The sequence below is a fragment of the Streptomyces sp. NPDC004788 genome, from assembly GCF_053601115.1.
This window is the reverse complement of the sequence record NZ_JBSGBF010000045.1, coordinates 1-12,970: the sequence shown is the minus strand read 5'-3', so window position 1 is coordinate 12,970 and position 12,970 is coordinate 1. Positions and strand designations below refer to the sequence as shown.

Below are 12,970 nucleotides of genomic sequence, written 5' to 3'. Positions count from 1 at the left end.
GTCTCCGGCCGGACAGGCGGCCCGGCCGGAGGCGAGGATGAGCACCGCGAACAACGACGTGAAGGAGCCGATCGACGTGTCCCTGGTGCGCAAGAACTGTGCGGTGGCCACCCAGCTGACGGTGGAGGAACACCGCGAGCTCGCCAACCTGCGCTTCGGCGCGAACGCGCTGGAGGACTTCACCTGGTGCGAGGTGGAGTCCGGTCACGAGGGCGAGTGGCACTACGCCCTCGGACAGACCGCCAGCGACGGCAACTGGTGGTTGCGCTGGCGGCCCGGGGCCCGTGAGCTGGTCAATCTTCCGCCCTGCACCGCCCGCGACACCGAGCACGCCCCGGACGACCCGACGCCGTGCCTGCTGTTCGACGGCCACGACGGCCGCCACACCTTCGAGTTCGGCATGGCGACCAACCGGCAGGGCCTGCTGCACCGGGCGCTGACGGTCGGCGACGTGCGCAAGGCGATCGAGGGCCTGGACGACGACACCGCCGTCCGGGTCGGGGCCGTCGCCACGGGCGTCCTGCCCGACCTCGAGTTCGAGGCGCTGCTCCAGGCGGTGGGCGAGGGCGGCGTCGAACGCCTCGCGCCCGGCGGGGGAGTGGAACCAGCCCTGGTGCTCCTCATCGGCCTGGGCTCGGTGGACCAGAGCGACCGCGAGGTCATCTGACCGGAGGCCGCCTTGCCCGCCCACTCCACCGGGCGGAAAGATCGACACAGACCACCGACGTCATCGAGGGGGAAGAACACGGTGAGCAACACGCTGCTGCGTCCGGACGGCTGGCTCGTGCTGGGGCTGCCCTGGCCGGAGAAGACCCAGGACGGCTGGGGCGAGTGCGCCCTTGCCATCGCCCCGCAGATGATCCCCCGCCACCTCGTCAGCAAAGGCGCCGGCATCGCGCTCGACCTCGCGACCGGCCTGGCCCGCGACCAGAACGAGGGGCCCGGCAAAGCGGTCTTCTTCTCCGACGTCACCCTCTGGCTCGACAAGCAGGGCAAGGACTGGGCGGACTTCGGAGCCGACTACGAAGCCGTCATCGACGAACTCGTCAAGGCACCGGTCCCGCAGCTCTATATGACGCTCGTGCAGAAGGCCCACGCCATCCTGTGCGACGCGAGCCGCGACGGGGTGCGCCTGTACTACCCCGGCGGCCAAGTCGAGCACGTCACCCCACAGGTCCGCGCCGACGTCCACGCCGCGATCACCACGAGCCTGGAGCGGGACTGGCCGCCCTACATCCAGGGCCTCATCGACCGCGGCGCCCTCCAGACCCAGTAGCACCGCATCGCTCCCGCCTCGGGCCCGGCCACCCCGGCCGGGCCCGACGCCGTCTCCGCCCCCCGTTGTCGGTGACGGCTGGAAGGCTGGTCGGATGAACGGTGACGAGCAGCTGCTGACCGGTCGCGTCTACGGCGCGGACCACGACGACCCGAACCCCGGCCCGCTCCCGCACCGGACCTACGCCGAACTGGTCGGCGGCCCGCTGGACGGCCTGCTGCTCGACATCCACGGCTGGCGCACCGAGGAAGTCGACGACGGCGTCGCCCTGACGACCGAGCTGTCCCGGTGGCCCGGCGGCCGCGCCCTGTACGACCCGCAGCCCGGCGAGCCCCGCACGCCTGGCCCCGGCGTCAGCTGCCGCTTCTACTACTCCGGCGACACACCCTGACCCCGGCCGCCGGCCCCGGCGCCCGGGGTGCCCTCGGTCAGCTGGGCGGCGGTGTTCTCGATCCACAGCAGCGTCCACTCGACTCCGGCCCGCCACCCGGGCTCCGCGCTGTCGCACCGGCCTTCGGCGTCGGCGCGGATGTTGGCGGCGAGGGCGCGCAGATCCTTCTGCAGTCCCTGCCGCTTGGCCGTGTCCATGGCCTGGATCATGTCGTCGGTGATGTCACCGGGTCGCAGTGCGCTCATTGCCCCACCCTGGACGACCGACCCCACGCAAGGCCACCCCTGCCTCGTGCGAAGGGCCTCGCGGCAAAGCCCTGGTCACCGCGTGATCTCCCATGACAGGCTCGTGAGCTTCCAGGCGGAGGGAACGAGAAGATGAAGAACGGCTTCGCGGAGACGCCGGGCGAACTGTGCCCGGACTGCACAGCGGGCCCCGCCCGGGAGAACGTCCGCGTCGCGGGCGGCACGCCGTACGAGATCTGGCACACCTCCGACTGCCCGGAGTGGACCGTCATGCAGATCAGCTTGGAGGCAGGCTCCCGGCGCATCAAGGAACAGGACGCGTGGGCCAAGGAGCTCTTCCCCACCGTGCACGAGCGGCTGAAGCATGCTGCCGAAAGCCTGCCGCCGGACAGCCCCGCCCAGCCGTTCGTCGACGCTCTGACCGAGCTGGTCCAGGCCCAGGCCGACACCACCGGCTTCGTGGTCCTGCACCGGTGGGTGGAGATCCTGGAGCGCCACTTCCCGCCCCAACTGCCGGACCCTGAGCACACCACCGAGTAGCGGTCAGGCGGCGTCGCCGTCGCCGGGCGGAAGCTGAGGCCGGCGGATCCGCTCACGCTCGACCTCGGCAGCGATGACCGCGCGCTGCGTCTCGCCACGCTGCTCGATGGCCGTCCGCTCCGTCGCGCCGCGCTGCTCGATGTGCGCCTTCGCCACCCGCCCGGCCACCGTGACCGCCGTGGCGACGGGCAAAGCCGTGACCAGGATGCCCGGCCAGGCGGAGCCGGTGAGGGAGTCACCCGGCTGGAATTCGGTCGGCGGAACATCAGGCTCGTCTGTACTCATAGCCCCCATCGTCCGGCCCTCGCACCCCTGTTGACCAGCACAGTCACCCGTGCGGCCCACAGGGGGCGGTCAGGGGTCGGTGATGTAGTCGGACCCGATGGACGTCACCGCTCGGGCAGCTTGCGGCGAAGACCGTCCATCGCCTTCTTCACGTCCCCGAGCTGGTCGCCGAGCACCCGCATACGCCAGTCCAGGCGCTCCATCCGGGCAGCGGCCGCCAGCGACGCGAACGTCTGCGCCATCTGCGCCGCGCCCGCCTCGCCCGCCAACGCCTTCTTGACGTACCGGGCGGCCATCGCCTCGTACTGCTTCGCGCGCTCCACCGCAGCCTTGAACTCGGGTGCGTCGTCGTCGTGTTCGGTCATGGAGCCCCTCCCAGGTTGATCTCTCCTCACCGTTGTACCGACCGCCCCGCACAGGCGGAGCCGCTGCCGATTTTCGGGCCGAAAAGTTGTCCACAGATCGCAGCTCAGGGCCCACTTTTCGCCGCGCTCTATCCACAGGCCAACGGCTTTACGGTTCGTGTCCGCTTCCGGGTGTGAGGTGCCGGGACGCACACCGAAAGGGCACGACCGATGGCACAGACGAAGTTCGACAAGCAGGTGGAGGAGACCGCCGAATCCCTCGCGTTCGGCATCGGCCGGTTCCTGGCCGGCCGACCGATGGACGGCGAGCGCAAGACCGACGCCACGTTCTGGCGCTCGGGCACCCGGGTCCTGCCGAAGGTCGAAGGCCGCGTCTCCCGGTCCTCCTACCGCGCCGGGTGGAAGCGCCTGACCTTCCGCATCAGCTCGCTGGCCGCCGTCGGCGGGGGCGGCTACCAGGCCGGGTGGGTCCATCAGGACGCCACCGTCGCCACCGCCCAGGAGATATGGGCCAACCCGGATCCCGCGCTCGCCGCGCTGGAGCAGACCGGAATCGCCGCCGTGTCGACCGCGGCCGTCGGGACCGCCGCCTACCTCGCGCTGACCCGCAAGCGCCGGGAGCTGATGCGGGAGTGGGTCCTCCCGCTGCACGAGGCCCTCGCGCTGCCGCTTCGCCTGCCGGAGCAGACCGACCCGCGCCGCTACCTCCACATCCCGCGCAACTTCTCCGAGGACGACGCGGTGATCCGCGTGGACGTGCCGGGCCGCCTGGACTTCTCCAAGGACCTGGTCGTCGACATCATCACCACCAAGCTCGCCCTGGAGGGCGTCACCTTCTCCTGGCACCTGGCGGGCCGCGAGACGTACGTGACGGTGAAGAAGACCCGCAAGCCCCCGGCGAAGGCGGCCTTCAAGGACCCGAAGATCCGCGAGATCGTGGCCGCAGCCAAGGAGTCCGCGCCCGTCATCGGGATCGGCTCCGCCGGGCGGATCGTCACCGTCGACCTGGACGCGGAGTCCCCGCACATCCTCGTCAACGCCTCCACCGGCGGCGGCAAGTCGGTGACCCTGCGGTGCATCGCCTGCCAGATGCTCCACCACGGCAGCCTCGTGTTCGTCCTGGATACCAAGCGGATCTCCCACCCGTGGGCGTCCGGCCTGCCCGGGGTCACGTACTGCCGCGACATCGCCGACATCCACGACCAGCTCATCGCCCTCGGCATCGAAGGCCGGCGCCGTACCCGCGTCGCCGACGACCTGGGCATCGACGCCGACCCGAAGGACATCGGCCCGCGGCTGCTGATCCTCCTCGAAGAGGTCAACGCGACGATGAAGCAGCTGGCCCGCTACTGGGAGAAGACCCGCGAGTCCGGCGACCCGAAGGTCTCCCCGGCCGTCGACGCGCTCAACGAGATCCTCTACATGGGCCGCCAGCTGCGCATGCACGTCCTGCTGGTCGCGCAGTCCGCCACCGCCCGCGCCCTGGGAGGCCCGGAGGCCCGCGAGCAGTTCTCCACCCGCATCCTGGCCCGCTACAGCGTCAACGCCTGGCGGATGCTCGCCCCCGAGGTCCACCCGGCGCCGAAGTCCACCAAGCACCACGGCCGCGCCCAGGTCGTTTCCGGCGGGTCCGCGCGGGAGACGCAGATCCTGTTCTTCACCGAGGCAGAAGCCCGCGAGTGGGCCACCACCGGCAAGCCGGCCCCGCCCGCAGTCGGCGCACAGCCGGGCCCGGTGCAGCTGCAGAAGCCGCCCGCCGACTCCCTCACCGACGCCTGGTCCACGCCCGCCCCCGACCTGCCGCCCGCCTCCGAACTGCCCGCCGACCGTGGCGCGCTCGCCGACGCCGGGAGCCTCACCCCGGCCCCGGCCGCCGACCCGGGCGGCCCCACGGACCAGACCCCGCCGCCGCCGACGGCCCCGGGCGACGACGACCAGGCGGTGGGGCTCCGTGAGGCCGCCGAACACCACCTGCCCGGCATCACCCTGGCCGCGCTGCGCTTCGCCCGCGCCAACGACCCGGCCTTCCCCGACCCGGTCGACAAGCGCGGCGCCGAGCTCCTCTACCGCGTCGGCGACCTCAAGAAGTGGGCCCGCAACCGGCCCCGGGCCGCCACCGGCACCACCGACCTGGACTGACGGCGGTGGGTGGCGGGTCGGAAATCCGACCCGCCACCCACCGATCCGGACCTGTCCGCTTTCCCCGACACGATCCCCCCGGCCCTGGAGAACACCCGGTTCACCAGGCACTACACAGAAGAGGAATACCCCGCCATGAGCAAGACCGCGCTCCCCACGAAGCTCAGCTTCCACGCCCCCGACCTGCGCGAGCAGATAGAGGCCCTGCCCGAAGGGACCGCGCTCATCGGCATCAGCACCCACGGCGACGCCATCGCCGTCGACCTGACCGGCGAATGCCCGCACGTCCTGGTCTGCACCTCCACCGGCGGCGGCAGCACCACCGTGCTGCGCTCCCTGACCGCCCAGTTCCTCCACCAGGGCGCCCACGCCCTGGTCATCGACCCCAAGCGGATCTCCCACCTGTGGGCCAGGGGCCTGCCGACCGTCACCCACCGCGGGAACGTCGCTGGCATCCACGACGCCCTGGTCGGCCTCGGGGAGGAACTGGCGCGCCGCCTCGACCTCAACGACAGCGAGCTGGACGCCACGCCCCGGCTCATCGTCTCGGTGGACAGCGCCTACAGCGCGCTGCGCCAGCTCACCCGCTACTGGGAGACGTTCCGCGGCAAGGACGACCCGCACACCTCCCCGGCCGTCGCCGCCCTCGAGGCCGCGCTGTGGACCGGACGCGCCGCCCGCGTCCACGTCATCCTCGACGGCACGCCCGCCCCCGGCGTCCTCGGGGCCGCGCCGCACGAGATGTTCGGCACGGTGATCCTGGCCCGGGTCTCCGCCAGCACCTGGCAGCGCCTCGCCCCGCTCGCCGGCCCCGCGCCGAAGCCGAGCAAGCACGGAGGCCGCGGCCACGTCGTCCAGCACGACGGAGTTCACGAGACGCAGGCGATCTGGATGACCGACGCCGACGTCGTCACCTGGCTCACCGACCCGGACGACACCCAGAGCTGACCGGGCGCCGGACATGCCACGGGCCCCGGGGGAATCAGCCATGACATCCCCGGGGCCCGGAATGGGTTCACGCTGTCCAACGACCGCGCGTCTCCAGCGTCACGCGGTGGCCGGCTCCGGCACTTGGAGTGCGTCCGCGACCCGACGGGCCATCGCGGCCACCTCCGGCGGGAACCGGTCCAGCGACCCGAGGTCGTTGCACAGCTTGGCCCGCAGCCCGTGCAGGCACGCCATCGTGAACAGCACCTCCGGGCTGTCCTCGGGCTGCTGCGCGCCCTCCGCCTCGCGCTGCCCGCGTCCGTACAGCATTCGCACCGTCCCGAGCTCGCTGGCGTCGGCGGGCGCCGTCTGACCGAGCAGGCCCGCCAGGTGCGCCCGGTCGTCCTCCTGCGGTCCGTCGGCTCGACTCTGCTGCTGGCTGAGCTGGAGGTAGCCGTTCAGGGTCTCCGGGTCCACGCCGTTCTGCTGGCAGTACGCGGCGATCAGCATGGCCACGCTGTTCATGGTGTCGGCCGCGTCGGTGGACCGGTAGAGCGTCATCCGCTTCCAGTCCCGGGCGACGTCCGAGGCCGCGTAGCTCATGACCTCCTGGCAGCGCTCAACCGCCTCGTACACCATCTGGTTGACCGCGCGGCGCAGCGGCTCGGGCATCGGGGTGTGTTCCATGGCCGCACGCTAGAGGCCCGCGCGCCTGGAGTCCGCCGTCGCGGCCCCGCGCTCACCCGGACGGACCAGGAGCTGTTCCGGCCCGCCGCCCGGTGCCGGGTGCTCCGGCAGCGGAGGCGCCCTTGACGCCGGTCCCGGCCTGCGGGACGGTCTGCGCAACTATGCGCAACCGAGTCACAGGGGAGTACGTGATGACGCTACGGTTCGTCGGGATCGACCCCAACACCGGCGGTGAGGGATCAGCGACGGTGTGGGTGGAAGAGGAGAGCGCGGACCTGGTCCTCCAGGGCGAGGAAGCCGACGCGCTCCTCAAGTCCCTGGTCGGCTCCACCGAGTGGGTCGCCGGCCACAAGACGGGGATCCCGCCGCACGAGCGGGTGATCCGGATTCCGTTCCACATGGTGCAGATCTTGAGGGAGGCGTGCGATGCCGCTGAACGCGCAGCAGCTGAACACCGCGACGTTCGCTGAGCTGCTCGCCGACACCCACCGCACGGCGGTCCACCTGGAGATGCGCGACCTGTACGCCGTCGGAGACGAGACGGACGACTACGCCGCCTTCCTGGCCACCGGCGTCCCCAACCTCGACCCGGCCCGCTCCTTCTGGCCCCAGTGGATGCCGCTCGTGCAAAGCGCGGTCGCCCGCGGCGTGGTGATGCGCCGCGCCCGGATCGTCTCCGAGCCGGTCACCGACTACATCCGCTACGAGCACGCCATCACCCCGCTCAACCTCCAGGCCGGGGAAGACGTGCGCTGGCTGCCCCGCCGCCGCGCCTCCGACATCGCGCTGCCCGGCAACGACTTCTGGCTCCTGGACGACCGGCTCGTGCAGTTCCACCACTTCACCGGCACCGGCGACTGGGCGACCGACGGCAAGGAACGCACCACCGACCCGGCCGCCGTCGCGCTCTGCCGCGCCGCCTTCGAGACCGTGTGGGAGCGCGGCGTCCCGCACGAGAAGTACACCGTCCCAAACCACTGAGCAGAGCACCGTGAGCGCATCCCCATCGTCCAGCGCACAGGCCGCCCGCGAGGCCCTGGCCGTGCGCCTCAGCCACCTGCGCAAGGACGCCGGCCTTTCCGGGAAGGACCTGTCCGCCCGGTGCGGCTGGCACCCGGCGAAGACCACCCGCATCCAGAAGGCCGACGCCCCGCCCTCCGACGCGGACATCCGCGCCTGGTGTTCGGCGTGCGGCGCGGACGACCAGGCCGACGACCTCATCGCCACCGCCCGCGCCGTCGACTCGATGTATCTGGAGTGGCGCCGCCTCCACAAGGACGGGATGCGCAAGGTCCAGCAGAACTGGAACACCCTGCACGAACAGACCCGCGTCTGCCGGGTCTACGTCTCCAACGTCTTCCCGGGCTTCTTCCAGACACCCGGCTTCGCCACCGCCCTCATGGAGCAGATCACCCGCTTCCAGGGCACCCCCAACGACGTCACCGAAGCGGTCGCCGCCCGCATCGCCCGCTCCCGCTTCCTCTACGAGGGCGGGCACCGCTACGTCGTGCTCATGGAGGAGTCCGTCCTCCGCTTCCGCACCGCCGACCCCGAGGCGATGCGCGGGCAGCTGCGCCACCTCCTGGCGGTGATGCCGCTCGCCTCGGTCTCGCTGGGCATCGTCCCCTTCACCGCGCAGCGCACCGTCTGGCCGCTGGAGGCGTTCTACCTCCACGACGACACCGTGGCCGTGGTGGAGACGCTGACGGCGGAGATCAAGGTGACGCAGCCGCGCGAGCTCGCCGACTACGCCAAGGCGTTCGCCGGCCTCACGGAGATGGCCGTCTACGGCGACGCCGCCCGCGACCGCATCACGGCAGCGATCGACGCCCTGGGGTGAACTTCCGCAATTTCCCGCAATCTCGTTGAGGACGGAGCCGGAGCCTCCGTAGCGTCGAACGACACCGACGCGACCACTCAGCACACGGAGGCGGTGCCATGAGCGCATCCACACCCGCCGGACCCGCACCCGACGGCCCCGGCCTCCAGCGGCCCGACTTCGGCCGGCCTTCCTCCGCGCTGCTGGAGCGCGCCGTACGCGGCTACGCCCGCTTCCTCGCCGACCCGGACCCGGACGCCGACAGGGGCGACCACGGCCAGGCCGACGACGCGGCGGGCGTGCGGTGAGCGGGGCCTACGCCGTGCTCCACGACCCCGAGGGCCTGCTGGACGCCGAACTGCCCCTGGACCGTGCCCCGCACGAGGCCCTCGTCACCGCCGTCCTCGCGTGGAAGGACCCGGACCTCGCGCCCCGCGACTACGAGCAGATCGCCCTCCAGCTCATCGGCCACGCCCGCGCGGTCGCCACCGACGTCCGGCGTCTCGCCGCCGCCCTGCCCAAGAGCGACGGCCGCGGCGCCCTCGCCGAACTCATCCTCCGCGAAGCCGACGGCCGCCTGTCCGCCCCGCTCAACGGCACCGCCCGCTGCGTCCAGAACCGCGCCCGCCTCGTACAGGCCCTCTACACCCGGCTGGACCGCCTCACCGAACCCGCCCCGGCCACCACGTAGTTCGCCGGGGGAGCACCCCGAAGATCCCAGTCCCTACACGCACACCAGTGCGATGCCGCAGCTCAGGACCCCCGGGCATCGCACCCCAGTGCGTGTAGGACCTGGGAGCGGCCCCGCTGGCCCCGGACAGCGAAGGACCCCGAGCACCCGTGCGCTCGGGGTCCTGTCGCCGCTCTCACCGCTGCCGCTTACCAGTCGTCAGGTGCGCTGCCCACCCACGCGATCGGCCGGCCTTCGCCGTTGCGACCCCAGTGCGGTTCCTCCATCGAGGTCTCGTGCCCGTCGGGCAGCACGCAGATCCGCCCCCAGCGCCCGTGCTTGCCCGCACAGAGCCCGGCGAGCCCGTCCGCGTCACCCGCAGCCACGGCCTGGTCGTAGCGGTCCTGGAACGCCTGGAGACGGGCGCCCAGCTCCATGCCCATCTCCGTCTCCGCCGCCTCCACCCGCTCCCGCGCCTCCTGGACGCCGGGGTCGGACAGCACGGCCGAGATGACGTCCTCCGCCTCCGTGAAGGCCCTGGTGCGAGCGTGCCGACGTACGGCGTCCTGCACGCGCTGTTCCTCCGCTGCGCTCATTACGCCGCTCCTTCCGTGGCCGCCCACTCCAGCCCGAGGCCGGCCAGCGTCCGCAGCTTGTCGGCGGTCAGCTTGGTCCGGCGGCTCTTGGAGTTGGACAGGAACACACCGAGCCGCACCTCCGTCCCGTCCGGCAACGCCTCTACGTGGGCCCTGGGGACCGTCACAGAGCCCGTACGGGCCTTGTACTGCGTCAGGGCCGCAACGCCCCGCTCGAAGGCGCTCACGGGCGCCGTGGACGGCTCCGTCGGCGCGGCCTGCTCCACCGGGGCCGGAGCGGCGAGCGGGGTGACGCCTACGGCCTCTAGGCGCTCGCGTTGCCCGTCGGCCAGGGCCGCCCACACCTCGGGCTTCCGCTGCCGCGCCAGCCACTTGCCGACGTCCATCCCGTGCACGGTGAAGCCGGGCAGGACCTCCGCCGGGCCTTCCTCGTCACGCACCAGCTCGCGCAGCGCGGCGTAGTGCCGCTGCCACTCGGTGGGCCACGACGGGTTCCAGTCCTCGTCCACGGCCGCCAACGCGGCCTCCCACTCCGGGTGTTCGGCCAGCGCACCGGGACGGCGCAGGTTGGACAGCCACTGGCCGACCGGCTTGTCGAGCGCGGCCGCCGACCGGGGCGCGCACAGCGTCCAGTGCTCCGCGAAGTACACCCGGGCCGCCGCCAGGTTCTCCTGGAACCGCGCGTCGGCCGCCGACCAGGCCATGCCCAGCTTCTCCAGCCGCGCCGCCCGCCGGCCGTTCATCTGCCCGGCCCCGTACGCCCGGCGCTGCTCCGCGACCCACTGACCGAGCGGGAACGCGCCCTCCTTGTGCTCGTACGGCACCCGGGCGTGGCCCTCGCGCTCCGCGTACTCCTTGAGCTTCGCCCAGCCGCGCGCCCAGTCCTGCCGCTCCGTGTCGATCACGTTGAAGGACACCCAGTTCGCGACCATCACCGGATCACGCGGCGCCGCAAAACGGAGCAGGAGACGGGTTTCTTCCTCGTTATCGGCGGGCGCGGCACCGATGTATTCGGAGGGCTGCACGTCGGCCTTCTGAGGCTCCTGCGGAATCGCCAGCAATTCCACGGCCTCTTCATCGTGAGCCCGCAGACCCTCAAGGACTTTCACCAACGGCTTGTACGAACCCGAGGTGAACATGTCCTCCGGGCTTTCGTCAGGCTGGAGGAAAACCGGCACGATCAAAGAGGCGAGCTTTCCCTGTCCGGGCTTCTGGCGCAGCGCCCGGCCGATGGCCTGGACGATGTCGTGCGGGGCGCCCTTGGGGTCCAGGAGCGCCACCGAGTCCACGGCCCGGATGTCCACGCCCTCCCCGAGGACGCGGCAGTTCGACAGGACCGCGCGTCGGGCGGTGGAGCCGAACTTGCCCAGCACGTCCCGCCGGCGCTCCGGGACGTGCTCGCCGCACAGCCAGTCCGCCCAGATCTCCGCCGGGTACTTCTCGGGCTGGTCAGCGTGCAGCCGCTTGGCCACGCGCTCCAGGCCCTCCGCGTACGCCGCGGCCTCTATGGTCCGGTGGTGGAAGGTGATGCAGGTCTGGAGGTTGTGCTGCTCCATCGTGTGCAGCAGCGCGGCCTGGAGCGCCCCCAGGCGCTGCCCGCGGACCTCCTCGGTGTGCCGCTCCTCGCCCATCAGCCGCTCCGGGGTGACGACCGGGTCCTGGAGCTCCAGGACGATGATCTGGTACCGCGCCAGCAGCTTCCGCGACACCGCCGACGCCAACGAGAGCTTGTAGAGGACCGGCCCGAAGACCTTCTCGTCGTCCATGGAGGCCGCCATCTCACGCGGCAGCGGGTCACGCACCCCCTCGGCGACCTCGCGGCTCAGGCGCTCTTCCCAAATCCGGGGCGTCGCCGTCAGGTACAGCCGGCGGTGCGCCGGGATCTTCGTCTGGTCGTGGATGTCCGCCCACGCCTTACCCATCGACCCGCTGGTCCGGTGCGCCTCATCGACCACCGCCAGGTCCACCGGGTCGAGCTTCTGCCCATAGGCGCCTTCGAACGCCTCCACGAGCACGCCCAGGGACGCGTAGGTGGCGTAGATGGTGACCGGCCCGGCGCTGTGCCACAGCGCCAGCTGCACGGGGTTGGTGGTGCTCCGGACGCCCAGGTGCCACAGCTCCGGGTCGTCCAGCGGCGAGCACACCATGACGGCCGGCCCCTTGTGCCCAGCCTCGCTCCACGCCTTCACGGTCTGCGCCAGGAGATCGAGGGTCGGCACCACCACGAGAATGCGGCCCTTGGGCACGATCCGTTTTGCGGATGCCGCCGCGATGATGGTCTTTCCTGTTCCGCACGCGGCGTGCACCTGCCCGCGCAAGCCATTCCAGGGAATGCCGCCCGGCGGGATATCGAGGCCGCGCACGATGGCGGCTACGGCCTCAATCTGGTGTTCACGCAGTTTCACGGCCATTCCCGTGTTCTCCTTTTCGCGGAATGCGGCGCGTAATTGGAATGAGGGTCCGGCGCGATGAGTGGCGGGCCGGGGTGGTGGTGTCTGGTCCCAGACTCTACACACTCGGTACTCTTGATGCATCACCCACGCGACAGCTTCCCCCTTGAGGCTGATACTTGGCCGAATATCGCCCCGTGCGCGCGGTTCATAGGGTATGCTGGCAGGGCATTGGTGAACGTAAGCGGCCGGTTTAGAGAGTGGGGGAGTGGTCAGGGTGGAGCGCAGCGGAGCCCGTCACTGCGGTGGGGCCGGCACCCCGTCAGGCCGACGGTCCGTCACTTCCGTTGCTGGGGTGGTTAGCAGGAACCCCAAGCCCTACACAGTCCCGCGCGTGATGCACCCCCTCGTAGCCAGCCCCGGTGATCGCGCTTGCGCGGTCGCCTCCAATTCGCGCTTGCGCGAATTACATTCCGTTAGGAATTCCGTTTACGGAATTCCATTCCCCCGCTTGCGGGGGAATCCGAATTGCGCTTGCGCAATTCGCGCCCTTGCCATCGCCCCGCAGATGATCCCCCGCCACCTCGTCAGCAAAGGCGCCGGCATCGCGCTCGACCTCGCGACCGGCCTGGCCCGCGAC

The 12,970-nt window shown here is 71.4% G+C and carries 17 protein-coding genes; 11 read left to right on the top strand and 6 right to left on the bottom strand.

The genetic code is table 11. The annotated features are described in order from the left end of the window. Nucleotides 1–37 precede the first annotated feature (37 nt). The 3 genes from ACWEJX_RS20600 (at nt 38) to ACWEJX_RS20590 (ending at nt 1,667) form a co-directional block, all read left to right on the top strand. Nucleotides 38–667: a hypothetical protein gene (locus tag ACWEJX_RS20600; protein ID WP_451608869.1), complete on the top strand. Its 630-nt coding sequence runs from the start codon at nt 38–40 to the stop codon at nt 665–667. Nucleotides 668–748: 81 nt separating this feature from the next. Further along, nucleotides 749–1,276, top strand: coding sequence for a hypothetical protein (locus ACWEJX_RS20595; protein ID WP_386807629.1), 528 nt, complete (start codon nt 749–751; stop codon nt 1,274–1,276). 94 nt (nt 1,277–1,370) lie between these two features. Continuing rightward, on the top strand, nt 1,371–1,667 hold the full coding sequence (locus ACWEJX_RS20590; protein ID WP_386807631.1) for a hypothetical protein: 297 nt from the start codon (nt 1,371–1,373) through the stop codon (nt 1,665–1,667). On the opposite strand, the gene ACWEJX_RS20585 is transcribed toward ACWEJX_RS20590, so the two are convergent. Further along, nucleotides 1,646–1,912 (bottom strand): hypothetical protein, encoded by a 267-nt coding sequence (locus ACWEJX_RS20585; protein ID WP_451608868.1) that lies wholly within the window; start codon nt 1,910–1,912, stop codon nt 1,646–1,648. The genes ACWEJX_RS20590 and ACWEJX_RS20585 overlap by 22 nt on opposite strands. A 132-nt stretch (nt 1,913–2,044) precedes the next feature. Between ACWEJX_RS20585 and ACWEJX_RS20580 the strand changes: the two genes are divergently transcribed. Beyond that, nucleotides 2,045–2,452: a hypothetical protein gene (locus ACWEJX_RS20580; RefSeq protein ID WP_323452020.1), complete on the top strand. Its 408-nt coding sequence runs from the start codon at nt 2,045–2,047 to the stop codon at nt 2,450–2,452. Between the two features lie 3 nt (nt 2,453–2,455). On the opposite strand, the gene ACWEJX_RS20575 is transcribed toward ACWEJX_RS20580, so the two are convergent. Together ACWEJX_RS20575 and ACWEJX_RS20570 are read right to left on the bottom strand one after the other, a co-directional pair. Then, nucleotides 2,456–2,737 carry a hypothetical protein gene (locus ACWEJX_RS20575; RefSeq protein ID WP_111339965.1) on the bottom strand — a complete coding sequence of 94 codons (282 nt, stop codon included), beginning with the start codon at nt 2,735–2,737 and terminating at the stop codon, nt 2,456–2,458. Between the two features lie 104 nt (nt 2,738–2,841). After that, nucleotides 2,842–3,102, bottom strand: coding sequence for a hypothetical protein (locus ACWEJX_RS20570; protein WP_158564905.1), 261 nt, complete (start codon nt 3,100–3,102; stop codon nt 2,842–2,844). Nucleotides 3,103–3,312: 210 nt separating this feature from the next. Between ACWEJX_RS20570 and ACWEJX_RS20565 the strand changes: the two genes are divergently transcribed. Further along, a complete protein-coding gene (locus tag ACWEJX_RS20565; RefSeq protein WP_451608867.1) occupies nt 3,313–5,241 on the top strand; it encodes a pRL2-11 in 1,929 nt (642 codons plus the stop codon). A gap of 135 nt (nt 5,242–5,376) precedes the next feature. After that, nucleotides 5,377–6,189, top strand: a complete 813-nt coding sequence (locus ACWEJX_RS20560) for a hypothetical protein (RefSeq protein WP_451608866.1) — start codon at nt 5,377–5,379, stop codon at nt 6,187–6,189. Between the two features lie 99 nt (nt 6,190–6,288). Here the strand turns inward: ACWEJX_RS20560 and ACWEJX_RS20555 are convergent, their stop codons facing one another. Then, nucleotides 6,289–6,855, bottom strand: a complete 567-nt coding sequence (locus ACWEJX_RS20555) for a hypothetical protein (RefSeq protein ID WP_451608865.1) — start codon at nt 6,853–6,855, stop codon at nt 6,289–6,291. A gap of 191 nt (nt 6,856–7,046) precedes the next feature. On the opposite strand from ACWEJX_RS20555, the gene ACWEJX_RS20550 reads away from it, so the two are divergent. The 5 genes from ACWEJX_RS20550 (at nt 7,047) to ACWEJX_RS20530 (ending at nt 9,365) form a co-directional block, all read left to right on the top strand. Next, complete coding sequence (locus ACWEJX_RS20550; protein ID WP_030699965.1) at nt 7,047–7,325, top strand: hypothetical protein; 279 nt, start codon at nt 7,047–7,049, stop codon at nt 7,323–7,325. After that, nucleotides 7,282–7,836, top strand: coding sequence for a DUF6879 family protein (locus tag ACWEJX_RS20545; RefSeq protein ID WP_451608864.1), 555 nt, complete (start codon nt 7,282–7,284; stop codon nt 7,834–7,836). Before ACWEJX_RS20550 ends, ACWEJX_RS20545 begins: the two co-directional genes overlap by 44 nt. Before the next feature lie 10 nt (nt 7,837–7,846). Further along, nucleotides 7,847–8,695, top strand: a complete 849-nt coding sequence (locus ACWEJX_RS20540) for a helix-turn-helix domain-containing protein (RefSeq protein WP_451608863.1) — start codon at nt 7,847–7,849, stop codon at nt 8,693–8,695. Nucleotides 8,696–8,793: 98 nt separating this feature from the next. Continuing rightward, on the top strand, nt 8,794–8,982 hold the full coding sequence (locus ACWEJX_RS20535) for a hypothetical protein (RefSeq protein ID WP_451608862.1): 189 nt from the start codon (nt 8,794–8,796) through the stop codon (nt 8,980–8,982). Next, the gene (locus ACWEJX_RS20530; RefSeq protein WP_451608861.1) at nt 8,979–9,365 is read left to right on the top strand and encodes a restriction endonuclease; all 387 of its coding nucleotides are present in this window, start codon (nt 8,979–8,981) and stop codon (nt 9,363–9,365) included. Before ACWEJX_RS20535 ends, ACWEJX_RS20530 begins: the two co-directional genes overlap by 4 nt. A 188-nt stretch (nt 9,366–9,553) precedes the next feature. On the opposite strand, the gene ACWEJX_RS20525 is transcribed toward ACWEJX_RS20530, so the two are convergent. Beyond that, nucleotides 9,554–9,940, bottom strand: a complete 387-nt coding sequence (locus ACWEJX_RS20525; protein ID WP_451608860.1) for a hypothetical protein — start codon at nt 9,938–9,940, stop codon at nt 9,554–9,556. After that, nucleotides 9,940–12,351, bottom strand: a complete 2,412-nt coding sequence (locus ACWEJX_RS20520; protein ID WP_451608859.1) for a Helicase associated domain protein — start codon at nt 12,349–12,351, stop codon at nt 9,940–9,942. The genes ACWEJX_RS20525 and ACWEJX_RS20520 overlap by 1 nt, the downstream gene beginning before the upstream one ends. Between the last annotated feature and the right edge of the window lie 619 nt (nt 12,352–12,970).